The sequence below is a fragment of the Colwellia sp. NW0002-52-1 genome (assembly GCF_057550865.1).
On record NZ_BAAJLU010000012.1, the window covers coordinates 35,274 to 59,379 of the forward strand.

At 39.4% G+C, this 24,106-nt stretch carries 21 protein-coding genes and 1 tRNA gene; 14 read left to right on the forward strand and 8 right to left on the reverse strand.

The features are described 5' to 3' along the window. Positions 1 to 241 precede the first annotated feature (241 nt). From secF to queA, 5 genes are all read right to left on the reverse strand, one after another. Positions 242 to 1,189 carry a protein translocase subunit SecF gene (gene secF / locus AC27H3_RS12410; RefSeq protein WP_487106636.1) on the reverse strand — a complete coding sequence of 316 codons (948 nt, stop codon included), beginning with the start codon at positions 1,187 to 1,189 and terminating at the stop codon, positions 242 to 244. Between the two features lie 12 nt (positions 1,190 to 1,201). After that, entirely contained in the window at positions 1,202 to 3,049 is a 1,848-nt protein-coding gene (gene secD / locus AC27H3_RS12415) for a protein translocase subunit SecD (protein WP_487106638.1), read from the reverse strand. A 169-nt stretch (positions 3,050 to 3,218) separates the two neighbouring features. Next, positions 3,219 to 3,554 carry a preprotein translocase subunit YajC gene (gene yajC, locus AC27H3_RS12420; protein ID WP_085305429.1) on the reverse strand — a complete coding sequence of 112 codons (336 nt, stop codon included), beginning with the start codon at positions 3,552 to 3,554 and terminating at the stop codon, positions 3,219 to 3,221. A gap of 60 nt (positions 3,555 to 3,614) precedes the next feature. Further along, positions 3,615 to 4,757, reverse strand: a complete 1,143-nt coding sequence (gene tgt, locus AC27H3_RS12425) for a tRNA guanosine(34) transglycosylase Tgt (protein ID WP_085305551.1) — start codon at positions 4,755 to 4,757, stop codon at positions 3,615 to 3,617. Positions 4,758 to 5,038: 281 nt separating this feature from the next. Further along, a complete protein-coding gene (queA, locus tag AC27H3_RS12430) occupies positions 5,039 to 6,097 on the reverse strand; it encodes a tRNA preQ1(34) S-adenosylmethionine ribosyltransferase-isomerase QueA (RefSeq protein WP_487106640.1) in 1,059 nt (352 codons plus the stop codon). Between the two features lie 246 nt (positions 6,098 to 6,343). On the opposite strand from queA, the gene aceK reads away from it, so the two are divergent. The 4 genes from aceK to rimI all read left to right on the forward strand — a co-directional run bounded on the left by aceK (position 6,344) and on the right by rimI (position 9,703). Then, positions 6,344 to 8,077, forward strand: a complete 1,734-nt coding sequence (gene aceK, locus AC27H3_RS12435) for a bifunctional isocitrate dehydrogenase kinase/phosphatase (RefSeq protein WP_487106641.1) — start codon at positions 6,344 to 6,346, stop codon at positions 8,075 to 8,077. 125 nt (positions 8,078 to 8,202) lie between these two features. Further along, positions 8,203 to 8,279: transfer RNA gene (locus AC27H3_RS12440), tRNA-Trp, on the forward strand. Positions 8,280 to 8,762: 483 nt separating this feature from the next. After that, a complete protein-coding gene (locus AC27H3_RS12445; protein WP_487106643.1) occupies positions 8,763 to 9,245 on the forward strand; it encodes a hypothetical protein in 483 nt (160 codons plus the stop codon). Further along, the gene (gene rimI / locus AC27H3_RS12450; RefSeq protein ID WP_085305421.1) at positions 9,242 to 9,703 is read left to right on the forward strand and encodes a ribosomal protein S18-alanine N-acetyltransferase; all 462 of its coding nucleotides are present in this window, start codon (positions 9,242 to 9,244) and stop codon (positions 9,701 to 9,703) included. Before AC27H3_RS12445 ends, rimI begins: the two co-directional genes overlap by 4 nt. 610 nt (positions 9,704 to 10,313) lie before the next feature. On the opposite strand, the gene gcvA is transcribed toward rimI, so the two are convergent. Continuing rightward, positions 10,314 to 11,243, reverse strand: coding sequence for a transcriptional regulator GcvA (gene gcvA, locus AC27H3_RS12455; RefSeq protein WP_487106645.1), 930 nt, complete (start codon positions 11,241 to 11,243; stop codon positions 10,314 to 10,316). A 168-nt stretch (positions 11,244 to 11,411) separates the two neighbouring features. Between gcvA and AC27H3_RS12460 the strand changes: the two genes are divergently transcribed. From AC27H3_RS12460 to AC27H3_RS12470, 3 genes are all read left to right on the forward strand, one after another. Continuing rightward, positions 11,412 to 12,185 (forward strand): SDR family NAD(P)-dependent oxidoreductase, encoded by a 774-nt coding sequence (locus AC27H3_RS12460; RefSeq protein ID WP_487106647.1) that lies wholly within the window; start codon positions 11,412 to 11,414, stop codon positions 12,183 to 12,185. Between the two features lie 97 nt (positions 12,186 to 12,282). Continuing rightward, positions 12,283 to 12,957, forward strand: a complete 675-nt coding sequence (locus tag AC27H3_RS12465; RefSeq protein ID WP_487106649.1) for a cupin domain-containing protein — start codon at positions 12,283 to 12,285, stop codon at positions 12,955 to 12,957. 3 nt (positions 12,958 to 12,960) lie between these two features. Continuing rightward, positions 12,961 to 14,076 carry a flavin monoamine oxidase family protein gene (locus AC27H3_RS12470; protein WP_487106651.1) on the forward strand — a complete coding sequence of 372 codons (1,116 nt, stop codon included), beginning with the start codon at positions 12,961 to 12,963 and terminating at the stop codon, positions 14,074 to 14,076. A gap of 265 nt (positions 14,077 to 14,341) precedes the next feature. Here AC27H3_RS12470 and AC27H3_RS12475 read toward each other — a convergent pair whose 3' ends face one another. Further along, positions 14,342 to 14,788 (reverse strand): hypothetical protein, encoded by a 447-nt coding sequence (locus AC27H3_RS12475; protein WP_487106652.1) that lies wholly within the window; start codon positions 14,786 to 14,788, stop codon positions 14,342 to 14,344. A 147-nt stretch (positions 14,789 to 14,935) separates the two neighbouring features. Here AC27H3_RS12475 and AC27H3_RS12480 point away from each other — a divergent pair, with 147 nt between their 5' ends. Then, the gene (locus AC27H3_RS12480; protein ID WP_487106654.1) at positions 14,936 to 15,472 is read left to right on the forward strand and encodes a TetR/AcrR family transcriptional regulator; all 537 of its coding nucleotides are present in this window, start codon (positions 14,936 to 14,938) and stop codon (positions 15,470 to 15,472) included. A gap of 495 nt (positions 15,473 to 15,967) precedes the next feature. Here AC27H3_RS12480 and AC27H3_RS12485 read toward each other — a convergent pair whose 3' ends face one another. Then, a complete protein-coding gene (locus AC27H3_RS12485; RefSeq protein ID WP_487106655.1) occupies positions 15,968 to 16,852 on the reverse strand; it encodes a LysR family transcriptional regulator in 885 nt (294 codons plus the stop codon). Between the two features lie 167 nt (positions 16,853 to 17,019). On the opposite strand from AC27H3_RS12485, the gene AC27H3_RS12490 reads away from it, so the two are divergent. From AC27H3_RS12490 to AC27H3_RS12515, 6 genes are all read left to right on the forward strand, one after another. Beyond that, the gene (locus AC27H3_RS12490; RefSeq protein WP_487106657.1) at positions 17,020 to 17,502 is read left to right on the forward strand and encodes a DUF2938 domain-containing protein; all 483 of its coding nucleotides are present in this window, start codon (positions 17,020 to 17,022) and stop codon (positions 17,500 to 17,502) included. A 32-nt stretch (positions 17,503 to 17,534) separates the two neighbouring features. Further along, positions 17,535 to 17,945, forward strand: a complete 411-nt coding sequence (locus AC27H3_RS12495) for a hypothetical protein (protein ID WP_487106659.1) — start codon at positions 17,535 to 17,537, stop codon at positions 17,943 to 17,945. A 438-nt stretch (positions 17,946 to 18,383) separates the two neighbouring features. After that, entirely contained in the window at positions 18,384 to 19,964 is a 1,581-nt protein-coding gene (prfC, locus tag AC27H3_RS12500; RefSeq protein ID WP_487106661.1) for a peptide chain release factor 3, read from the forward strand. Between the two features lie 146 nt (positions 19,965 to 20,110). Beyond that, positions 20,111 to 21,850, forward strand: coding sequence for an arginine--tRNA ligase (gene argS / locus AC27H3_RS12505; RefSeq protein WP_487106663.1), 1,740 nt, complete (start codon positions 20,111 to 20,113; stop codon positions 21,848 to 21,850). Between the two features lie 24 nt (positions 21,851 to 21,874). Then, on the forward strand, positions 21,875 to 22,990 hold the full coding sequence (locus tag AC27H3_RS12510) for an HDOD domain-containing protein (RefSeq protein ID WP_487106664.1): 1,116 nt from the start codon (positions 21,875 to 21,877) through the stop codon (positions 22,988 to 22,990). Positions 22,991 to 23,263: 273 nt separating this feature from the next. Beyond that, positions 23,264 to 24,076, forward strand: a complete 813-nt coding sequence (locus AC27H3_RS12515) for a TatD family hydrolase (protein ID WP_487106666.1) — start codon at positions 23,264 to 23,266, stop codon at positions 24,074 to 24,076. Positions 24,077 to 24,106 lie beyond the last annotated feature (30 nt).

Here is a 24,106-nt window from a genome sequence, read left to right on the forward strand (position 1 = left end):
TTCTGCGTTAAAACGTCGATAAATAGCGCGCTATTCATAAACGTTTTGCCTTGAAAATGGCATAAAATGAAGCATTGATGATATCTATTCGTGATGTTCACCTGGCTATAGCATTTACTTTATTACCTAAGCTTTTGGTTCAATTGAGTTTCAAGCACTCATTATCCAGAGTTCAGGTTAGATAATAAAAAAGCTCGCATAATGCGAGCTTTTTTGTGCCTTAAAAACCGTTAAAAGAATATTAAGATCTCATTTCTTCTTGATCCGCGCCTTCTTTTTCAATTACTTCTGGAATTAAATCTTCTTTCGAAATACCTAATGCCAATGCAACCGAGCTAGCAACATAAACAGACGAATAAGTACCAACAAAAACACCTAACAGTAATGCCGTAGCAAAACCATGTATTAATGCTCCGCCTTTAAAGAATAAAGCAGCAAGTACTAATAATGTAGTAATTGAGGTAATAACTGTTCGCGATAAGGTTTGTGTTAACGAGATATTAATAATGTCTTCAGGAGTGCCTTCTCGCACCTTTCTGAAGTTTTCTCGAATACGATCCGAGACAACAATGGTATCGTTAAGTGAGTAACCTATTACCGCTAATATTGCCGCTAGTACGGTTAAATCAAATTCAAGTTGCAGTACCGAAAACAAGCCTAAGGTAAGTAACACATCATGGAACAATGCGATAACCGAACCTAAAGCAAAACGCCATTCAAAACGAAATGCAACATAAACCAAAATACAGATAAGCGCCGTTAGCATAGCTAAACCGCCCTGCTCTGCTAGTTCATCACCAACACTCGCACCAACAAATTCGATACGACGCATGTCGATAGTTTGCCCTGTACCTGCTTGAAGAATATTAAGTACTTGGTTACCTAGCATTTCAGCTTTAACGTCTTCACGCGTGGCTAAACGTATAACTACGTCTCGGCTTGAACCGTACAATTGCACAACAGCGTCATCATAGCCGTTTGAGTCCATCATCGCGCGAATTTTGTTCAGATCTGCCGCTTGTTCAAAACCAACTTCGATTAAGGTACCACCGGTAAAATCTAGGCCGAAGTTAAGTTTATTGGTCGCTAATGAAAAAATAGAAGCAGCCATCAGAATAAGACTAAATACCACCGCAACTTTGCGGAAGCGCATAAAGGCAACAGTCTCTTTTAATTGTAAAATTTGCATATTATTGAAGCCTTATATTGACAATTTGTCGAGACGTTTACCACCCCAAACAGCGTTAACAACTGTTCGAGTACCCACTACAGCAGTAAACATTGAGGTAAGAATACCAATTGATAATGTTACCGCAAAACCTTTAATCGGCCCGGTACCAACAGCGAATAAAATCAGCGCAGCAATTAACGTGGTAATGTTGGCATCAATAATGGTTGAAAAGGCAGCATCGTAACCTTGATGGATAGATTGTTGTACCGATTTACCTGCACGCATTTCTTCACGAATACGCTCGAAAATAAGTACATTTGCATCAACGGCCATACCAACAGTTAATACAATACCTGCCATACCTGGTAGGGTTAATGTTGCGCCTGGGATCATCGACATAACACCAACAATAAGCACTAAGTTAGCACCTAGTGCTAAGTTAGCAACAACACCAAATGCACGGTAATAAATCAACATAAATAAGAAGACTAAACCAAAGCCCATCATTATCGCTTGGAAACCTAACTGAACGTTTTCTGCACCTAATGTCGGCCCAACTGTACGCTCTTCAACTATTTGAATTGGCGCTATTAACGCACCAGCTCGTAACAATAGTGCTAAGTTATGTGCTTCAGCTTGGCTACCAGCACCGGTAATACGGAAGGTTTTACCAAGTCGAGCTTGAATCGTAGCAACACTGATCACTTCTTCAACTTTTTCGAAAACAGTATTACCTTCAGAATCAACGCGATCGGTAGGTTTGTATTCTATAAATACAGTGGCCATTGGTTTGCCAATGCTGTTTTTAGTACCGTTAGACATTTTGCTACCGCCAGCAGAATCCAAAGTAATATTTACTTGTGGGCGGCTATATTCGTCAAAGCTAGAACCGGCATCAACAATGTGATCACCCGTTAGCATTACACGTTTTTTCAATAATACCGGTTGGCCGTTACGCTCTTTTAATAACTGAGAACTACCCGGAACACGACCGTTTAAGGCAGCTCCTAAATCACCATCAGTATCAACTAATCGAAACTCAATAGTTGCCGTCGCGTTTAAAATTTCTTTTGCTTTTGCAGTATCTTGAACACCCGGTAATTCAATAACAATATGCTTTTGACCTTGGCGTTGAACTAATGGTTCAGCAACACCTAGCTCATTCACACGATTACGAATAATAGTTATGTTTTGCTGAAGAGCATATTCGCGTGTTTCTTTTAATTTCTGCTCAGTCATTTTAGCCGTTAGCGTTAAAGTATCTTCGTCGCTAACAAATAATAAACTTTGGTTTTGCTTCTCTAAAAAAGATTCTGCTTGGTCTAAATCTTCGATATTACGAAATTTAACAGCAATAGCGTCATCAACTTGTTTTACTGAACGGTAGCGAATTTTTTCACCACGTAAACCCGTTCTAAAATCGTCAACTAAACTCTCTTGTGCCTTATTAATGGCTTCTTTCATGTTAACTTCCATTAAGAAGCTAACACCACCACTTAAATCTAAACCTAACTTCATTGGCGTACCGCCAAGAGTAGCTAACCATTCAGGTGTAGCAGGCGTTAAGTTTAAAGCAACAGAATATTCATCACCAATGCTTTCATCTAGTAAATCACGTGCACGTAATTGTTGTTCTGTATCTCTAAAACGAGCTAAAATTTGACCGCCTTCCATTTCGATACTTGCGTATGAAATTTTACTCTCATCCAATTTCGCTTTAACGACGTCTAAGGTTGCAGCGTTTGTTTCTATACCGCGCAAGCCAGAAATTTGTACTGCGGGATCTTCACCATAAAGGTTAGGAGACGCATACAAAGCACCAATAGCCACTATAAATAGCACCATTAATGTTTTCCATAATGGATATTTGTTTAACACAATATCACCCTATTTTCTTTTTGAATCACGCAACAACACTTAGATAAATGCAAACGCGAAAGTTTATTATAATTTTATTATCGCTAACGCCATAAATTACAAAAGGCACTCTATTGAAATCTATCAATGAGCACCTTTAAAAATTATAGCGAAAAGCCAACAAAACCTCTTATAGAGACTTCATTGTACCTTTAGGTAATACCGCATTAACAGCACCTTTTTGTACTGTTACTTCAGTACCTTCAGCAATGCTAACTACGATAAAGTCTTTTTCGTCAGAAACTTTAACAATTTTACCTACAATGCCACCTTGTGTAAGTACTTCATCACCTTTTGATAACTCAGACATTAAGCTTTTATGCTCTTTCACACGTTTTGCTTGTGGACGATAAATCATAAAGTAAAACACTAAACCAAATACCGCTAGCATGATCAACATTGACATACCGTCAGCGCCTTGAGCAGGTGCAGCAGCAGCGTGGGCTTGACTAATAAATAAACTCATAAATACCTCTTGTTATTGTTTCTAATTAAATTTTATAAAGTGATGGTTTAAATTTTTATTTTACTCTGTTGCTTCAGCGGCTGGAGAACCAGCTAATGGTGGCACAGGTAAATCGCGAAGCGCGTAGAATTCGGCAACAAACTCTTCTAGTTTGCCTTGCTCTATAGCATTACGCAATCCTTGCATAACACGTTGGTAAAAACGTAAATTATGCAACGTATTCAATTGCGAACCTAAAATTTCATTACATTTATCTAAATGATGTAAATAGGCACGCGAGTAATTTTTACAGGTGTAACAGTCACATTCAGCATCTAATGGACCTGGATCTGTTTTATGACGAGCATTTCTAATTTTAATTACGCCATTAGTAACAAATAAATGTCCGTTACGTGCATTACGTGTTGGCATAACACAATCAAACATATCAATACCGCGGCGAACACCTTCAACTAAATCTTCAGGTTTACCTACTCCCATAAGATATCGGGGTTTATTTTCCGGTATCAAGGGTGCGGTATGATCTAATATTCTGATCATATCTTCTTTAGGTTCACCTACCGATAAACCGCCAATAGCATAGCCATCAAAGCCAATGCTTGTTAAGCCATTAACCGATACTTCACGTAAATCTTCATACATGCCGCCTTGAACAATACCAAATAAAGCGTTTTGATTACCTTCATGGGCATCTTTTGAGCGTTGTGCCCAACGTAATGAAAGCTCCATCGAGACTTTAGATTCTTCATGGCTTGCTGGGTATGGCGTACATTCATCAAATATCATCACAATATCTGAATCTAAACTCTGCTGAACTTCCATTGATCGCTCTGGCGTTAGCATGATTTTCTCACCATTAACTGGCGAGCTAAACTTCACACCCTCTTCAGTAATTTTGCGCATTTTGCCTAAGCTAAATACTTGAAAACCGCCTGAGTCAGTTAAAATAGGTTTATCCCAGTTCATAAAACCATGTAAGCCGCCATGCTGCTCTATAATTTCAGTGCCCGGACGCAACATTAAGTGAAAGGTATTTCCTAAAAGAATTTCTGCACCCGTGTCAGCTACTTCTTCAGTTTTCATGCCTTTAACTGTACCGTATGTTCCAACCGGCATAAATGCAGGGGTTTCTACTGTACCGCGATCAAACGTTAGGCGACCTCGTCGAGCTTTGCCGTCAGTTTTTAGCAACTCATAACGCATCGGGGTTTTATCTTTCTTTTCTGTCATATTATATCCTTCGCCCACTAGCGAAACAGGCTAGCAGCTTTTTCGTTTAAAGTGTTAGCACGCAAGCTAATACCAACTGATATAAACAATCGCTCATTCTAAAGCGGTTTAAATATCCAGTATCTACGTTGCTTTCAATCCCAATAGCCTGCTATTGGTCAATCAAGCGCCTTGCTACTGAAAATTTATCCTCGTTTAAAATTGATCGATTCATTAAATCAATTGGTATAACTATACTTGTAATGATTAATTTTTTACTTGTCTGACGTTAGCTCTTTCTTCGTTAGCAACATAGCATCGCCGTAGCTGAAAAAACGATACTCTTGTTCAACAGCATGCTGATAAGCCGCCATTATGTTTTCATAACCCGAAAAAGCACTAACTAACATTAATAACGTTGATTCAGACAAATGAAAATTAGTGATCAACGCATCAACAATTTGAAATTCATAGCCGGGTGTAATAAAAATATCGGTATCACCATAAAATTCACTAAAAGGTCTACCCTCTTCTTTGGCAACTTTTGCCGCGCTCTCTAAAGAACGCACCGACGTTGTGCCTACCGCGAAAACGCGTTTACCATTTGCCTTGGTTTGCTCAATTTGTGTAACAACGCTAGCCGGAACCTCGACGTATTCAGCATGCATAACATGGTCAGCCACTTCATCAACTTTTACTGGTTGAAAAGTGCCCGCACCAACATGCAAAGTTACAAAAGCAAAATCAACACCTTTCGCTTTAAGTTGTGCCATTAAGGCATCATCAAAATGCAAACCGGCAGTAGGTGCAGCTACCGCGCCTGGCTTTTCGTTATAAACGGTTTGATAACGTTCTCGGTCGCTGTCTTCATCTGGTCGGTCAATATAAGGCGGTAATGGCATATGGCCAACGTCATCTAATATTGATAAAACTGACTGTTCACCATGAAATTCAAGCTCAAAAAGTGCGTCATGCCTAGCAACCATAGTCGCTTTAACTTTACCTTCTAATAGTATTTCACTACCTGGTTTAGGTGATTTACTACAGCGAATATGCGCTAACACTCGATGTTCATCGAGTAGTCTTTCGACTAATACTTCTAACTTTCCACCGCTATCTTTTTGACCAAACATGCGAGCAGGAATAACACGGGTATTGTTAAATACCAATAAATCGCCAGCTTCTAAATGGTTAATCAAATCTGTAAAAGATTCATCTTTACGCTCACCGCTATTACCGTTTAGCGTCATTAAACGACTGGCTGAACGATTGGCTTTTGGGTAGCGAGCGATAAGCTCTTCGGGTAATTCAAATGAAAAATCAGCAACGCGCATGAGTAATAAACTAGTTTATAGGTAAAAAACGCGTAATTTTAGTGCTGCACGGCACGAATAGCAAGCATTAACTTGAATAACTCAGTCTCATTACTTCACCAAATATCCTTGTTTAGCTCTGTAATATCACACGTTTTTTTTGTTCAAGGTATCACGATAATCAATAGCGACTATAGTTTAAAAATAATCACCTAAATGATTCATTTTAACGTATGCTGAAATTAAACAACTAACGAAGATATGCTTATGAAAAATCTCGCTTTCGCCATCGCAAAAACTATCATCAACGGCTTTGAACGTCATATTTATCTTTATAGTGAAATCACACAAACGGCAAAGCAGCGCTTTGAGCTACGTCAATGGCGCGATATACAAGCTGCAGCCAAAGCACGTACCGACTTTTACGACCAGCGCATAGACGAAACGCTAGCAACACTTAAAGAAGGCTTTGCAATAGGCGAACTTGATGACCAACTTTGGAAAATCGTTAAAAGTTGTTACATCGAGTTGCTAAGTAAACATCCACAACCAGAACTAGCCGAAAGCTTTTTCAATTCTATTTTTTGTCACTTGTTTGATCGCGAGTATTACCACAATGCTTATATTTTTGTGCAGTCAACGGCAACACGCCTAGACGCATTACCTACACCAACCATATACACCAGTTATTTCCCCGAGGAACACGGTTTATTTAAAACCATCAGTAAAATCATGCAAAGCAGAAATTTTTCAGTGCCTTTTGCTCACTTAAAAAAAGACATCAATATTCTAATCGCTAAATTTCGCCAGCAAGCCGATAAAACCCTCTACAAGCCTTCAGATTTACAATTCGATATTTTAGATTCTGTTTTTTATCGCAACAAAGGCGCCTATATAATCGGCCGAGTAATTTCACCAGCCGGTGAAACACCATTTATTATATCTTTACTAAATACCGAAAAAGATGGGTTATTTATCGATGCATTAATCACAAAAGGTGAGCACATGGCCGTGGTATTTGGTTTTGCACGGGCTTACTTCTTCGTTGATTGTCAGCATCCGCGAGCCTTAGTTGAATTTCTTAACCGTTTAATTCCACATAAAACCAGTGCTGATTTATATTCTGCCATTGGTTTTCATAAACAAGGTAAAACACAGTTTTATCGTGATTTTTTAAACCACCTTGATAACAGTGACGACAAACTTGAACTAGCTCCAGGCATTAAAGGCATGGTCATGTCAGTATTTATGCTGCCTTCTTATCCTTATGTTTTTAAAATTATTAAAGATAAATTCTCACCCAGTAAAAATATGAGTAGAGACGACGTTAAGGGCAAGTATCGCTTAGTTAAGCTACACGACCGAGTAGGTAGAATGGCCGATACCATGGAATATTCAGAAGTTGCCTTTCCTAAAGACCGCTTTTCAGAAGAGCTGCTTGACGAGTTAACTACGGTTGCCCCATCGTTGCTCCGATATGAAGATAATTTAGTGATCATTAAACATATGTACATAGAACGTAAAATGACCCCGCTTAATTTATATTTAGCCAAAGCCACTGATGAACAAATTGACAGCGCAATGTATGGCTATGGCAAAGCAATTAAACAATTGATTGCCGCCGATATATTCCCAGGCGACATGCTACTGAAAAATTTTGGTGTTACTCGACACGGACGGGTTATTTTTTATGATTATGATGAAATAACTTACATGAACGAAGTTAACTTTCGAGTGAAGCCAGAGCCAGTAACAGAAGAACAAATTTACGCCGCAGAACCTTGGTATTCGGTAGCCCCTGGTGATGTCTTTCCAGAAGAAATAGCAACCTTTGCCCTAGCAAACAATCGCTACCGACAAGCCTTTTTAGGTCACCATGCTAATCTATTAGAAGCAAAGTATTGGCAAGACTGCCAAGCCAATGTTGCTAAAGGCGTATTTGCTGATGTTTACCCGTATCCTGAGAAGTCACGCTTTTGTCATTGGCGAACCGGTCAATAAACCAACAAACAGACTTGGTAAAGGGCAAAAATGCGTAAATATGCTGTTTATTTAGCCGAACAGTCATTTATTTTAAAATTGCGCTTTACCTTTGGCTTGGCATCAGTATAATTCGAATCCGTTGCAGGGGTGTAGTTCCAATTGGTAGAACAGCGGTCTCCAAAACCGACGGTTGGGAGTTCGAATCTCTCCACCCCTGCCATTTTCTTTTCTAGTATTAACTTATCCTATTGTCTTGTATTACCTTCTTATATAAATTTTTATACTCTCGCTTTTTACTCCTAGTTCTACCTTAATCATAAATCACTAAATTCTACGTAGTAATCTTTGGTTTTATTATTTAATTAATCTCTTTTAAAGATTCTAGTTTTTCCCATTTGAAAATTCTGTCATCATAACCGTAATTTTAACCATAGCTAAATTATACCAAATGTAATAAGTTATTGACCAATTTTAAGCGAGGATAAATTGTTCAAGAATACATGTTTATTGTTCCAGACTAAACATAAGTACCTGCATCCCTGCAGGCAAGGCGTTTGATTGATTAGGGCATGGATGCCCGTAAGTAGAACAATGCAGGAGCAATTGTCGAGTAACAGCGGGCGTGTGTGATTGAAAACAACGCAGTTATTGACGATTTAAACCGCCTTAAAATGATCGATTATTTATTTCAATTGGTATTAATATGAGCATTAACAAACGACAGTTTAATTTATTACAAGCCATGGGCATTACTGTTTGGCAAAGACGTGAGTTGTCTAACCCTAACTCAACTTCATCGAACGCTCCTCAAACAAAGCAAAATAGCAATGAAATTAACCATGCTAGCTCTGCACCTGAAAATACTTCATCAACGCCAGTAGCACACTCTAACGCTAGCCAAACTCAACAGACGAGCTGTAGCGATAAAGTAGCAATCAATTTAGACGAACTATTGAAGCAACAACTTTTTAAAGACATTATTCTCAGTATTGGCGCCAGCAGCGCTGATATATCGATTGCTAATGATCAAATAGATCTCGGCATTATTAATTGGCAATTTAGCGAAAATTCAGCGATTGAATTCAAACATAACTGTCTTAAAACACCTGTTTTAACAACACTTGCTAACTCACCAGCATTAAAAAAAGCCTTATGGCAATCACTAGGATCTTTAAGCTCAACATGACACAAGCAACCAATACCACATTCCACCCTGTAACACAGGAAATAGTAGAAAAACTCATGGTAATCGAGCTTGCCTGTCATCCACATCCGTGGAGTGAAAAAACATTTAGAAGCTGTATTGATGGCCGATATTTTGGCGAATACTTAATTGTTGACCAAGTAATTGTCGGCTTTTATGTTGGGGAGCATGTGGCAGGCGAATCTACCTTGATGGACATTTGTGTTGACCCAGAGCAACAAGGTAGCGGCTATGGTAAAGCATTATTACTACAGTTTTTTAAACATTGTAAACAACTTACTACTTCAACAATTTTCTTAGAAGTGCGAGCAAAAAACATTAGTGCTCAAATGCTTTATATCAATCAAGGTTTTAAAGAAATATCTCGAAGAACCGGTTATTATCCAAGTAACAGCGGGTTTGGCTACGAAGACGCTATTGTGATGTCGAAAAAGATTTAAGTAACCTGAATTCTGGATAGGGAGCACTTGCTCAATGCTCCCTATTGGAGATGTTCACCTTGCTATAACATTTACTTTATCATCTAAGCTTTTGATTTACTTGAGTATCGAGCACTCATTATCCAGAGTTCAGGTTAAGTACAACGAGTTCATGGCTGATCACTTTTATGACATAGCTACTTAAACTAATAAAAATTAACTAAATACCTTCATCAGACTGATAAAATTTTTGCTCTTTTTTTAAGAAATGTAGCGACTCGTACTCAAGGTCTTTAATTGATTCTTACATGGTGTAAAACAGTTAGATAATGTATGAGTAATTGCTGAAAAATATCTGACTATATAGATCGAACACAACACATAAATTGGATGGATAGAGCATTTTAAGCCGCACAATAAATTAACCCACGGGGTATTACTCAGCTATTTGAAAACTGCAATTCGAACATTGCTATTTCAAGCCGTATCCACAGTTCATATCAATCGCGTCTCATTAAATTCCATTACTAATTTAAATCGTTAAAATAGATAATACCAACCCAACATGCTGTTGCTACCCCCTCATTTAAGTAAATATTTTCTTTAATGGGAAATACACGTTAGATAAAAATCATTCACTTTCAATAGCAGCATTTGCTACCGCTTTAAAAAGCCAATCTTTAAATGCTTGTATTCTTGGCAGATCGGCGCATTCGGGGCGGTAAATAACGTAATACGCTAAAGGCGATTCAAAATAAATATTTGGGAACAACCTGACCAAACGCCCTGCGGCTAGGTCATCTTTAGCCATAACACTGCGCGCTAAAGCCACACCGTGGCCGTCAATTGCTGATTGCAGTACAGCAGCTGAGTTATTTATTTGAATGCTTTTAGTGGTTAAAGGGCCTGTTACTCCAGCTTTTTTTAACCACGCCGACCAAGACGGAAAGCCCGTATGGTCATCCATTGACTGATCGTGTATCAGGGTTTCGTTCAATAGTTTATCAATGGTATTCAAGCGGTTTGAGTCTTCTAAAAATTTAGGTGAGCATACCGGATACACTTCTTCATCCATTAGTTTTTCTGCGCTCAAGCCTTGCCAATTACCTACGCCAAAGCGTATACCTACATCGATACGCTGCTCAACAAAATCGACCGGCTTTAAATTGGTATTTAAATTTACATTGGTTTGCGCACATATTTCTTGAAAGTGATGCAACCTAGGCAATAACCATTTCGCGGCAAATGCAGGGCTTACGGCAACCGTTAACACACCGCTAATAGCATTGTCTTTTAAAACGTCTAGCCCTTGGGCGAGTTTATCAAAGCCTTCTCTTATTAGTGGCAATGCCGTTTGTGCGGTTTCGGTGGCTATTAGCCTTGTTTTTCCTGAGTTCATTCGATAAAACAGCGGTGTGTCGAGCCACTCTTCTAATGTTTTAACCAATTGCCCAACGGCTGCAGGCGTTACGTTTAGCTCATCAGCGGCCGCTGAAAAACTCTGATGCCGTGCGCTAGCTTCAAATGCTTTTAATGCCTTTAGATGTATAGGTGATTTCATGCGGTAAACTTTTTCTTTACTGGTGATTCAGATTATCTCGTTTGTTAAAGCAAGTAAATAAGTAAAAAATACCTCCCAAGCCCAACAGCAAGCTACTTGTTATAGGCAACTCAATACTTTTTATTTATATAACAAATACAGCGCATAGTAGCGCTTGGAGAAATAATCATGACTACACAATTTTCAGGTAAAAAATTACTCGTTGTTGGCGGTACTAGCGGCATGGGTTTTGAAACGGCTCGTTTGATCTTAGCGCAAGGCGGTCAAGCTGTAATAGTCGGCCATCGTAAAGAAAAAGCCCAAGCAGCAAAAGAGCAGCTATCAGCTTTAGGCACTGTTGAGGTGTTAACCGCCGATTTAACGAGCGATGAAGGCGTACAAAACTTAATTAATACCATTTCGCAAGATCACGCAGACGTCGATTTACTGGTGAATGCCGCAGGTGTATTTTTTCCTAAACCATTTTTAGAGCACGACGCCGCAGATTACGATCAGTACATGCAAATTAACCGCGCTTTATTTTTTATTACTCAAAAAGTAGCTGCTAATTTAGTTGCTGCAAAACGCGCTGGCGCCATTGTAAATGTGGGTTCTATGTGGGGTAAGCAAGCGATTGCCGCTACACCATCGTCGGCGTACTCAATGGCGAAAGCAGGTTTACATGCGCTAACTCAGCATTTAGCAATGGAGTTAGCAACACATAACATTCGTGTTAATGCGGTATCGCCAGCGGTTGTACAAACGCCAATTTATGAAGGTTTTATCCCTAAAGCACAAGTAAACGATGCGCTACAAGGCTTTAACAGCTTCCACCCTATTGGCCGTGTAGGCACAAGCGAAGATGTTGCCAACACCATCGCATTTTTACTCAGCGACAAAGCTGCTTGGGTAACGGGCGCAGTATGGGATGTTGACGGCGGCGTAATGGCCGGACGTAACTAATATCAATGATGCACGAATAATTACAAAGCGCTTAATGAGCGTAAATTTATAGAGCAATAACATACATTATTGCTCTTGTTTTATTTAGGTTGGATAAATGCGAGTCAATTCAGATTTTTCACAACAAGCTTCAATGCAGGCTAGTCAATATAGTTGGCAAACATCGCCTCAATCGGGTGTTGAGCGCGTAATGCTCGACAGAATAGGCGCTGAAAAAGCCAGAGCAACAGGCGTAGTACGCTACGCGCCTGAGTCTACTTTTCCAAGTCATGCTCATCCAGGTGGAGAAGAAATAGTGGTACTTTCGGGCACCTTTTCAGATGAGTTGGGCGACTACCCACAAGGCTTTTATTTACGAAACCCGCCAGGATCTTCACATGCACCTAAGAGTAAAAGTGGCGCAACAGTTTTTGTAAAACTGTGGCAAATGTGCGTAACAGAAACCGCCCCAGTGCGCATAAATACACACGATCCAGCGACGTGGATAACACAAAACAACCGCATAATATGTCCACTTTATAAGGGTGATAACGAAGTAACTAAACTGGTAAAGTTAGCACCGCAGCAGCCCCTGTTTGATAATGTAAATGCACATAATGCCTTAGAGTTATTTGTACTAAGCGGCAGCGTACTGCACAACGAGGTAGAATATACAGAAGGAAGCTGGCTTAGGCTGCCAAGCAATAGCAAAGCGTTAATATCAGCGGGAAGCAATAACGCTAAAATTTATCTTAAAGTAGGTAATTTTAACAATATAGGCTGTGGAGGCTAAGTAATGCGTACAAAAATTGCGATTATAGGCGGTGGGCTAAGCGGCTTGTATGCAGCTTACCAATTAGAACAACAAGGCATTACCGATTACATATTGCTTGAAGCCAGAGCCCAATTAGGTGGCCGTATTATGGACTTTACAAGCCTCTCGCAAGCTACAGCAAATAACTTTGACCTTGGCCCAACTTGGTTTTGGCCAGAGTTTCAACCGCAATTAAATGAGCTTATTAAAACTCTAAACCTAGAAGTATTTGCCCAGTACGAGCAAGGCAATACCTTAGTAGATCGCTCGCATACGCAAGTGCCAACAGCGATGCCCGGTTATACGCATTCTCCTACGTCTATGCGATTAAAATGTGGCATGGGCACACTCATTAATGCCTTACATGCAAAGCTTAGCAACAAGCAAATAATTACCGGCGCTTTGGTAAAATCAATTACCCACCAACACGGTAATATTGAAGTTAACTTTAGCACCTTAAACACAGCAAATAATCAAGTAAATAATCAAGTAAATGTGGAGTATGTAATGCTTGCACTGCCGCCACGCTTAGCCGTAAGCCAAATAACGTTTACCCCTGCATTGCCAAGCAATTTAGTCACGCAGTGGCAAAATACCGCAACCTGGATGGCACCACACGCCAAGTATATTGCCGTGTACGATACTCCATTTTGGCGCGAACAAGCGTTATCGGGCAGCGCCCGCAGCAGCGTTGGGCCAATGGCAGAAATACACGATGCATCAAACCCAGAAGGCCATGCCGCATTATTTGGCTTTATTGGTATACCCGCCGATGATCGAAAACGCATTAGTAATAAAGATTTAATCACACATTGTCGAGCGCAATTGGTCAGGCTTTTTGGCGCACAAGCAGCTACACTAAAGGCCGATATTATTAAAGACTGGGCACAAGACCCACTCACTGCAACGTTGCTTGATACGCACGCAGCGAGCACACATGCGCCAGCACCTGACATAACAGCGCAAAATGGCCCGTGGCATCAAAAATTAGTCGGTATTGGCAGTGAATGGTCATTGCAATTTCCGGGCTATGTTGCTGGTGCGGTTGATGCAGCAAATATAGGTGTTGAACAGTATTTAAAAAATGTTAAAGCGTGATTTTTATTCGTTTATATCTGAGCTTACAGTTTCGCTACATAGGCTTGGCTGCAGTTAACGGGCAATTATGAGCAATAAACAACATTGAAAGGTTGATAACCTGACGGTCTGCTTCAAGCTCATAGTGCTCGTATAAATTATCACGGTTAGCTTGATAAATAGTAAAGTGTACCTGACCCTACTTAATACTATTTAATAAAATATCAACTACTTAAATAAGTTGCTTGGTCAGAGCCCCAATAATCAGCTGAAGCGTTCAAAAAATTTAACTTGCAACCCCCTTCTCCTCACCATCTAAGTGCTTCACGATTTTATAAACAACAATAAATGCCCAGATCTCAATAGCCACTATCGCGATGTGTATGATCAAATCCCCCATTGGCGACGCCGGTGCATTAGCTAGCGGAAACATAGGATCAACGATGGTTTCTAAGCCTTCTCTGATTATATTCATCAGCAGAATAACCAGAAAATACCGTGGGTTTTGCGTGATTAACACAATGATAGAAACCAGCGCCATGGTTAGGGTTCTTGCTCCAAACTCATACAACATATTCAGATTTGGGCTATCAGTCCCGACGTTAATTCCAGAGGCAGCTATAGCTTGGTGATCAAAGAAAAACATGAAGGTCTGTTGAAGCATAATGGCGATCAGCAAGCCTTGAAGAATATTCACCCACAAAGGGATTTTATAAGAAACGTTTTTATTCATAGTGTGTAGTTTTCTGTTAAGTGTGCGATTAAGGTTATTTGCTTTTTTGATTGCTTGTCAACACTTGTTGACTCGGTTACTCTATAAGAAGCCTACCCCTAAAAAGTCAACAAGCGTTGACTACATCTACAACGGATGCGAATTGATATGACAACTGAACTCGGTACTCGCGATAAATTGATCCATCACGCTAGACTTCGCTTTTGGAGCAAAGGCTACTCCAATATATCTTTGCGTGAAATATCAAAGGCTGCGGGTGTCGATGTGGCGCTAGTATCACGTTATTTTGGCGGTAAACAGGGATTATTCGAAGCGACTCTAAAAGACTCATTAGTTGCGGATGGCTTGCCTCAATTGGGAATAGCTGAGCTGGTAGATATGACCGTCAGCATAATGGCAAGCACTCCCAAAGGTGAGGAGCAGCCGTCAATCATTCGGCTGATACAAATGAATGCTCACGATGAAACTGTGGGTGAGCTGGTTCGTGAGCAGCAGAAGAAGACTATGCAAAACTACCTTGAGAAAGTCATTGGTGATGAGAAGCGTGCCGCCCTGTTTATGGTGGTGTTGTTGGGTATTAGTATGGCGGAGGCGTCGCTGTCCCTTACTGGTATCGCTAAACCAGAGTCACAGGAATATGAGAAGCAGCTGCACCACATGCTAAGTGCGGCGCTAAATTATTAAATATTTCTTAACTTTTATTAAGTAGGGTCAGGTACACTTTATTAAACACAGGCTACCCATAACAACTGCAATGACCTACTCCAATACTCAAATATCTAATTATTTGGGTTAAAATCGTCCTTAATATGTTCATGGTTTTATTAAGTCACCTATTAAGTAGGGTCAGGTACACTTTATTAAACACAGGCTACCCATAACAACTGCAATGACCTACTCCAATACTCAAATATCTAATTATTTGGGTTAAAATCGTCCTTAATATGTTCATGGTTTTATTAAGCCACCCATAATAACTTTCTAAAAATGCCCTGTATAAAAAGGAAGCTCACTAAAACTTTAATAGAACAGTTCAGTAAGTGAATATGTAATCATTGATAGGTTTGGTCGCTACCCGCATCGAAAAATATTTTAGGCCGTGCGTCGACAGCAGAAGAAATTGAGTTTTAAAACAGCCTAATTCAAGCTTTTAATTCGCATGTTTAACAACAAAGCCACTTAAACATTCGATCGTGTTGATTCTATAAACCCTTTAACATAATCAAGCTCTAAATCGTCATCGCGTACGCCTACATTGACACTTTTTTGCAGCCCTTTATTACCTATGCTTATACCTTTTATACCTAAACGGCTTTCGTGCGATGATACTAACCACTCTGGTAAGGCTGCCACGCCTCGATTAGCCGACACTAATTGCAGCATCATTTCGGTGGTTTCTATCGGTACTCTGCGTTTAGGTTGCACGTTAGCGGGGTCTAAAAATCGGGTGTATACATCTAATCGGTTGTAACCTACGGGCACGGTATAAAGTATTTCGTTCTCGAGATCTTGCGCAGTAATAAACGCTTTCTTGTAAAGTGGGTTTTGCTCGCTCACTACAATACATAAATTGTAGTTAAACACCGATCTAAAGTCTAAACCCTCTGTATTTACTGGGTCGGGTGTTATTAATACATCAATTTCATTGGCTTTTAGCGCTGCAACGCCATCAAATCTAAAGGCACTTTTTATTTCTACATCTACCTCTGGCCATGCTTTTAAAAATTGCTGAATTTTACCCATTAACCATTGCTCACACGGGTGACACTCCATTCCTATGCGCATTATTCCTCGACGGCCTTGGGCAAACTCTTGCAACACTCGCTCGGCATATTCAAATTCAACCAGCATTTTTTCAGCAAGCGAAAGTAAATAAAGCCCCGCCTGAGAATACACCAGCGTATTGCCTTTACGGTGCCACAGTTTAACGCCAAATCGACGCTCTAATTTAGTAATAGTATGGCTAATAGCCGACTGGCTTAGGTGTAAACTTTCAGCCGCGGCGGTCACGCTTTTAAGGCGATTAACCTCTTTGATTATGTGTAGATGATTACGCTCAAGCATTATGATTTAAATTCATTCCAAACCCAGATTTTATCATTAGTGTTCATAACTGTGTTTTGTTACATTATCACATTATACTATCAAATCTACACGCTTTGCTATTCGTACCAAAACATACACTGTAGCAAAAGGCTTACCAGTTAACGTATCGTCGGGAGAAACAGTACATGATCAACGACTCTATCTATACTTTTTTATTAATAGGTATAGGGGGCACAATAGTGTTAGATATTTACGCGGGGTTACTCGCTAAGTTTTTTGCTTTACCCGCCACAAATTGGCGATTAGTCGGGCGTTGGGTAGGCCATATGAAGTCAGGAAAATTTTGTCAGCCTGCACTACCTAAGGCCGAAAAAATACTCGGCGAGCTTGCCATTGGTTGGGCTGTACATTACCTAATAGGCATAGCGTATGGCTTAATATTAATGGTGTGCGTTGACACCCAATGGCTTAATTTGCCAACCATACTACCCACATTACTTGTTTCGTGGTTTGGCATAGTCGCCCCCTTTTTTATAATGATGCCAGGCATGGGAGCAGGTATGGCGGGTGCAAAAACACCTAACCCTACTGTAACGCGCATTAAAAGCTTTTTAGCCCACACTATATTTGGCATTGGCATGTTTTTAACCGCACTTGTGTTAGCATAATTCAAAAAAATTACTGTAGGAAAGCAATACCCATGAACATTTTAAACTTAACCACCTACTCTACACATATTAAAATAGTCGGTTTAATAGCTATTGTTATTTCAATAGCTGCGTGGAGCACAGACCTTTCGGGCATCGTTTATGTCTGCCCCTATTGTAGAGTGCAGCGTTCAGTAATTGGCCTTTTAGGTTTATTATTAATAACGCCCGCGGTTACACATTGGGTAGGCAAATATTTTGCTTTAGTGATTGGTTTTTTTGGCGCAACAGTGGCCGCTAATCAGCACTTTATGGGCTGGAAAAAAATATCAGCAGCTACCTTTGAATTTAAAGATAACTTGCTGATTGACCCATTTATTTTATCGGCCTTTGCATTAACAGGTATTATTGGTTTGACTTACTTGGCTGTTACAGCAACTAAAGCATCTGCTAAAGTTATTTAAATCACAGCGTTTAATATCAAGACAAGGCGCAGTTTTCATATAAAACATACGCCTTTTTTTGCGTACAGCCACCCAGCAAAAACAAATCCAACCAACTGATAAATAAGGACATTCTAAAGAATAAAACTCAACTTAACATTACTTATTACAAACTTAATTAAGAATATTAGCTCTACATCTAAGGTCAAATCAGATACAAAGTCAGACCTAAACTCAGGCATAAACTCGGACATAAATTTATCTAAAATTAGCTCAACTTTGACTTACCTTAGACTAACAAAGTGATAATTTTACAATAATTAGCGTGTAATCAGCCCATAATTTAAAAATAAAGTCAGTTTGCTCGATATTGTTACTGCCCTTCGCACTCGTTTTCGCTATAATGTTGCGCGCTCAAATTTAAGCTAATTTTTCATCCACTTTAAACAGGTAATTTGCATGTCTGTACAACAGCAGGAAGTCGATCTACGACGCACCTTCGCTATTATTAGTCATCCCGATGCGGGTAAAACAACGATCACTGAAAAAGTTTTACTTTTCGGTCAAGCGTTACAAAAAGCCGGTACCGTAAAAGGTAAAAAGTCTGGCCAACATGCAAAATCTGACTGGATGGAAATGGAAAAAGACCGTGGTATTTCAATTACTACCTCGGTTATGCAGTTTCCGTATAATGACTGTTTGGTAAACTTGCTTGATACCCCAGGCCATGAAGACTTCTCAGAAGATACTTACCGAACGCTAACCGCTGTTGACTCTTGTTTAATGGTTATCGATGTAGCAAAAGGTGTTGAAGCCCGAACCATTAAATTAATGGAAGTTACTCGTCTGCGTGATACCCCTATTATTACTTTCATGAACAAAATGGACCGCGACGTGCGCGACCCAATGGAAGTGATGGATGAAGTTGAAGACGTACTAAAAATTAAGTGCGCCCCTATTACTTGGCCAATTGGCATGGGTAAAGAGTTTAAAGGCGTTTATAACCTGTTAACTGATGAGATATTTTTATATCAAACAGGTCAAGGCCACACAATTCAAGAAAAGCGCGTTATTAAAGGTATTGATAACCCTGAGCTTGATAAAGTTATTGGTAACTATGCTGAAGATTTACGTGAGGAGCTCGAGCTTGTTGTTGGAGCTTCACATGAATTTAATCAAGAAGAATTCTTAAAAGGCGAATTAACACCGGTATTTTTTGGTACCGCATTAGGTAACTTTGGTGTTGACCATATGCTTGACGGTTTAACACAATGGGCACCTAAACCATTACCTCGTGAAACCTCTACTCGCACTGTAAATGCCGAAGAAGAAAAGTTTTCAGGTTTTGTTTTTAAAATTCAAGCCAACATGGACCCGAAACATCGTGACCGTATTGCCTTCATGCGTATTTGTTCAGGCAAGTATGAAAAAGGCATGAAAATGAAACAAGTGCGTATTGGCAAAGACGTTAAAATTGCTGATGCGGTAACTTTTATGGCTGGTGACCGTTCTAACGTAGAACAAGCATACGCGGGCGATATAATTGGTTTACATAACCACGGCAGCATTCAAATTGGCGATACCTTTACCGCTGGTGAAGATATGAAATTCAGTGGTATTCCAAACTTTGCCCCTGAAATGTTCCGCCGTATTCGTTTACGCGATCCTTTAAAAGCTAAGCAATTGCAAAAAGGCTTAATTCAGTTATCTGAAGAAGGTGCAGTACAAGTATTTAGACCTTTAAACTCTAACGACATGATCGTTGGCGCGGTTGGTGTATTACAGTTTGAAGTAGTGGTTCAGCGTTTAAAAACAGAATACAAAGTAGACGCAATTTACGAGCCTATTAGCGTTGCAACCGCGCGTTGGTGTACATGCGATAATGAACGTACGTTAGAGCAATTTCAAAAGAAAGCTTATGACAATCTCGCACTTGATGGCGGTGATAACTTAACTTACATCGCGCCAACTATGGTGAACTTAAGCCTAGCGCAGGAACGTCATCCGGATATTGTGTTTCATAAAACACGTGAGCACTAATCTGCTGAAATAGACGATGACAAGTAACTGATGACAAACCAAAGTCAATCACGTAATTTACCTATAAGCCTAATGCCTATCATTAGGCTTATTCATTCAAGTTAACACCACTAACTTGAACCTAAATTGAATAAGAGTTAAATAAAATGAATATTAGTAACATCCTAAGTGAAAAAGTTAGCGCAGCAATGACAGCAGCAGGTTTACCTGAAGGCACAAACCCTGCAATAAGTTTATCTAACCGTGCAAATTTTGGTGACTACCAAGCCAACGGTGTTATGGGTGCTGCTAAAAAATTAAAAACCAATCCACGCGAATTGGCCACTAAAGTGGTTGAAGCTTTGGACTTAACCGGTATCGCTGAAAAAGTTGAATTAGCTGGCCCGGGTTTTATTAATATTCATTTAGACAAAAATTGGTTAGCTGAGCAGTTAAACAACATATCAACCGATGCAAACCTAGGTGTAAGCCAGTCAGCTAAGCCACAAAACGTGGTTGTTGATTATTCAGCGCCTAACTTAGCTAAAGAAATGCACGTTGGTCACTTACGCTCAACCATTATTGGCGATGCAGTTGTTCGTGCACTTGAGTTTCGTGGTGAGCATGTTATTCGTCAAAATCACATGGGTGATTGGGGCACACAGTTTGGTATGTTGCTTGCGCACTTAAGTGATAAGTTAGCGTCAAATGAAGTTGCTGAAACAGCGCTAGCTGATTTAGAAAACTTTTACCGTGAAGCAAAAGTTCGTTTCGACGACGAAGAAGGTTTTGCTGACCGTGCCCGCGACTACGTAGTAAAACTGCAAAGTGGTGAAGCGCAATGTGCGGTACTTTGGCAACAATTTATCGACATCTCTATTGCTCACAGTGAAGACATTTACAAAAAACTTAATGTTACGTTAGCGCGTAAAGACATTATGGGTGAAAGTGCTTACAACGATGATTTATCAAATGTTATTGATGAATTAATGGCACAAAAAATAGCGATAGAAGATCAAGGTGCTAAAGTTGTTTTTATCAATGAAATGGCGAATAAAGACGGCGATCCTTCAGTATTTATCGTACAAAAATCAGGTGGCGGTTATTTATATGCTACAACTGATCTTTCTGCCTGTCGTTACCGTGTTGGAGAATTAAAAGCTGACCGTATTATTATTTTTACTGATGCTCGCCAAGCTCTACACTTTAAACAAGTCGAAATTGTTGCCCGTAAAGCAGGTTTCTTACCTGAACATGTCGGTTACGACCATTGTCCATTTGGTATGATGATGGGAGACGACGGCAAGCCGTTTAAAACCCGTACTGGCGGTACCATTAAACTTGCAGAATTACTTGATGAAGCCGTAGTTAGAGCCAAAGCGGTAATTGCAGAAAAAAATCCAGATTATTCAGAAGCTCATTTAACTGAAATTGCTGAAAAAGTAGGTATTGGCGCAGTTAAGTTTGCTGATTTATCAAAAAACCGTACCAGCGATTATATTTTCAACTGGAAAACCATGCTGAGCTTTGAAGGTGCTACAGCGCCTTACTTACAATATGCTTATTCTCGTATTCAAAGCATTTTCACCAAAGCAAGCTTTTCAATCGCTGACACTATGCCAGCCATTGTTATTAGCGAACCACAAGAAAAAGCCTTAGCACTAAAATTACTACAATTAGAAAATGTTATCGACTCGGTTATAAGTGAATGTACTCCTAACTTACTTTGTAATTACTTGTATGAACTTGCAAGCTTGTACATGAGTTTTTACGAGGCTTGCCCGATATTAAAAGATGATATTGCACTTGAGGTTAAACAATCACGATTAGCACTGAGTTACATCATTGCGAACACCCTTAAACAAGGTTTAGATATTTTAGGTATTGATGTAATGGAACGTATGTAAATTTCACGGAAAACTATGCTGTAGATGAAAATATTACTCATTGATAACAACGAGAACCAACTGCTCGAACTTAAACAAGAATTTGTTAAGTCTCGAGCTAAGCTTGCTCATGTTAACGGCTTAAATTCAGCGATTTCAGCCCTTTCAAAATATAATTTTAATGTCGTAATATGTACCGCCATTGTAGAAAAAAACGATGGCGACACGATACTTGACATGATCGCGAAAAAATTCCCAACGATTGTTCGCATTTTAATTAACGATAATGAGCAACAAGCTAATACCAGTGCGCATTATCGTTTCGCTCAGCCAATAGCGTGTAAAACAATTATTAGCACTATCGCGAATTTAGCTAATAACAATAAAGCAATAACTAAAGATATTATTGTTAAAACCGTTGCCAATACAAAAACGTTACCCAGCCCACCTAAAGTTTACATGCAACTTAATTCGATTTTAAAAGAGAGTAATACTGACTCACAGAAAATTGCCCAAATTATTCAACAAGACCCTGCGCTAACCGCCAAAGTATTACAGTTTTCAAACAAAACCTTTCCAACTGGCGCAAAACCCATGCTGAATATTACTGAGGCGATAACAAAGATGGGCATCGATACTCTGTGCTGTATCGTGATGACCTCAGAGCTATTCTCTTATACACCTAAAATTAAAGGTTTCTCGCTTCAAGACGAGCAGCTTCATTGTTTAGCTACGGCTAAATTAGCGGCTTCGATGGTAAAGCCGCATTTAAAACAAGACACCATGATTGCTGGTTTATTGCACGACATTGGCAAGGTTGTACTGTTTGAGATAAATGAAAGATTAACGGCATCATTTTTCACTCATCGTATTAACCAAGAAAACAACATCGAATTAGAAAATAAAATATTTGCTAGTGATCACTGCCATGTAGGTGGTTATTTGCTGCACATGTGGGGGTTTTCATATCAAATTATTGAAGCCACTATTTTGCATCACCGACCAGAAAAGCTATTACACAAAACTTTTGGCGTGGCGCAAGCTGTTTACCTTGCCAATGTACTTGTTCATCAACAAACACCAGATGAAGCTTTTATAAGCCATTACAAGCTCGCTAGTGTTATTGATGCGCTGACTCTGCGAGCAAAAAAACTTATTTAACTTGAACTGTGGGTAGTGAGTGCTTGATACGCAAGTGAATCAAAATTTTAGGCGATAAAGTAAATACTATAGCAAGGTGAACAGCATAAATAGACACCATCAATGCTTCATTTTATGCCATTTCTAAGGCAAAACGTTTATGAATAGCGAGTTATTTATCGACGCTTTAACGCTGATAATGGGTTAAAAGGGAGTATTGAGCAAGTGCTGCTTATCCGGAGTTAAGGTTATTTAATCTAATAATGGCATTCTAAAGTAACGAAGGTAATTAATATGACAAGTACTCTACGCTTTACCGACAGTCATTGTCATTTAGACTTTGAAAACTTTAATGCCAATTTTCCCAAGTTACTTGTGCAATGCCAACAAGCAAATATTCACAACATAATAATACCTAGTATTGGCCCTAAAAATTGGCAGAAAGTGCTTACACTTGCAGATGAACACAGCACCAAACAATTAACTTTGTCTCCCTGCTTAGGCATTCATCCTTGGTTTCTTAATGATTTAACAGCAAACAGTTTGGATGATTTAGCGCACTTAGTACAAAGTAATATCAACGATATTGTGGCGATTGGTGAAGCTGGCCTTGATGGTGTTATTGATAAAGAGCAAAATAATTTATCATTACAGATTCAAGTATTTGAACAACAAATTGATATAGCAAAAAAATTCGAATTACCAATAATTGTACATCACCGTAGAACACATCAAGATATAACCCGTATACTCAGAGCAAAGAAACTAACTCAAGGTGGTATTATTCATGCGTTCTCGGGCAGTTATCAGCAAGCTTGCCAGTACATTGATTTAGGCTTTAAATTGGGTATTGGCGGCACTATTACTTACCCAAGAGCAGAGAAAACCATTAAGGCAATTAAACGATTACCACTAGCAAGTTTAGTGTTAGAAACCGACGCTCCCTCCATGCCGTTATACGGTTTTCAGGGCCAAGATAACTCGCCGTTACACGTGATTAGTGTTTTTCAAGCTTTAGCTAATATACGCACTGAATCTACTGAAGAACTTGCCTATGCACTGCAAGAGAATATAACCGCCATTTTACCTAAGCTTAATAAGTCATAGTTTATTAATAGTAAATCCCTAAGATATTCT

Bases quoted from the DNA above. Each gene is read 5' to 3' on its own strand.
- secF (WP_487106636.1), bottom strand. From the start codon at position 1,189: ATGCAAATTTTACAATTAAAAGAGACTGTTGCCTTTATGCGCTTCCGC.
- yajC (WP_085305429.1), bottom strand. From the start codon at position 3,554: ATGAGTTTATTTATTAGTCAAGCCCACGCTGCTGCTGCACCTGCTCAA.
- tgt (WP_085305551.1), bottom strand. From the start codon at position 4,757: ATGCGTTATGAGTTGCTAAAAACTGACGGCAAAGCTCGACGAGGTCGC.
- queA (WP_487106640.1), bottom strand. From the start codon at position 6,097: ATGCGCGTTGCTGATTTTTCATTTGAATTACCCGAAGAGCTTATCGCT.
- aceK (WP_487106641.1), top strand. From the start codon at position 6,344: ATGAAAAATCTCGCTTTCGCCATCGCAAAAACTATCATCAACGGCTTT.
- AC27H3_RS12445 (WP_487106643.1), top strand. From the start codon at position 8,763: ATGAGCATTAACAAACGACAGTTTAATTTATTACAAGCCATGGGCATT.
- rimI (WP_085305421.1), top strand. From the start codon at position 9,242: ATGACACAAGCAACCAATACCACATTCCACCCTGTAACACAGGAAATA.
- gcvA (WP_487106645.1), bottom strand. From the start codon at position 11,243: ATGAAATCACCTATACATCTAAAGGCATTAAAAGCATTTGAAGCTAGC.
- AC27H3_RS12460 (WP_487106647.1), top strand. From the start codon at position 11,412: ATGACTACACAATTTTCAGGTAAAAAATTACTCGTTGTTGGCGGTACT.
- AC27H3_RS12465 (WP_487106649.1), top strand. From the start codon at position 12,283: ATGCGAGTCAATTCAGATTTTTCACAACAAGCTTCAATGCAGGCTAGT.
- AC27H3_RS12470 (WP_487106651.1), top strand. From the start codon at position 12,961: ATGCGTACAAAAATTGCGATTATAGGCGGTGGGCTAAGCGGCTTGTAT.
- AC27H3_RS12475 (WP_487106652.1), bottom strand. From the start codon at position 14,788: ATGAATAAAAACGTTTCTTATAAAATCCCTTTGTGGGTGAATATTCTT.
- AC27H3_RS12480 (WP_487106654.1), top strand. From the start codon at position 14,936: ATGACAACTGAACTCGGTACTCGCGATAAATTGATCCATCACGCTAGA.
- AC27H3_RS12485 (WP_487106655.1), bottom strand. From the start codon at position 16,852: ATGCTTGAGCGTAATCATCTACACATAATCAAAGAGGTTAATCGCCTT.
- AC27H3_RS12490 (WP_487106657.1), top strand. From the start codon at position 17,020: ATGATCAACGACTCTATCTATACTTTTTTATTAATAGGTATAGGGGGC.
- AC27H3_RS12495 (WP_487106659.1), top strand. From the start codon at position 17,535: ATGAACATTTTAAACTTAACCACCTACTCTACACATATTAAAATAGTC.
- prfC (WP_487106661.1), top strand. From the start codon at position 18,384: ATGTCTGTACAACAGCAGGAAGTCGATCTACGACGCACCTTCGCTATT.
- argS (WP_487106663.1), top strand. From the start codon at position 20,111: ATGAATATTAGTAACATCCTAAGTGAAAAAGTTAGCGCAGCAATGACA.
- AC27H3_RS12510 (WP_487106664.1), top strand. From the start codon at position 21,875: ATGAAAATATTACTCATTGATAACAACGAGAACCAACTGCTCGAACTT.
- AC27H3_RS12515 (WP_487106666.1), top strand. From the start codon at position 23,264: ATGACAAGTACTCTACGCTTTACCGACAGTCATTGTCATTTAGACTTT.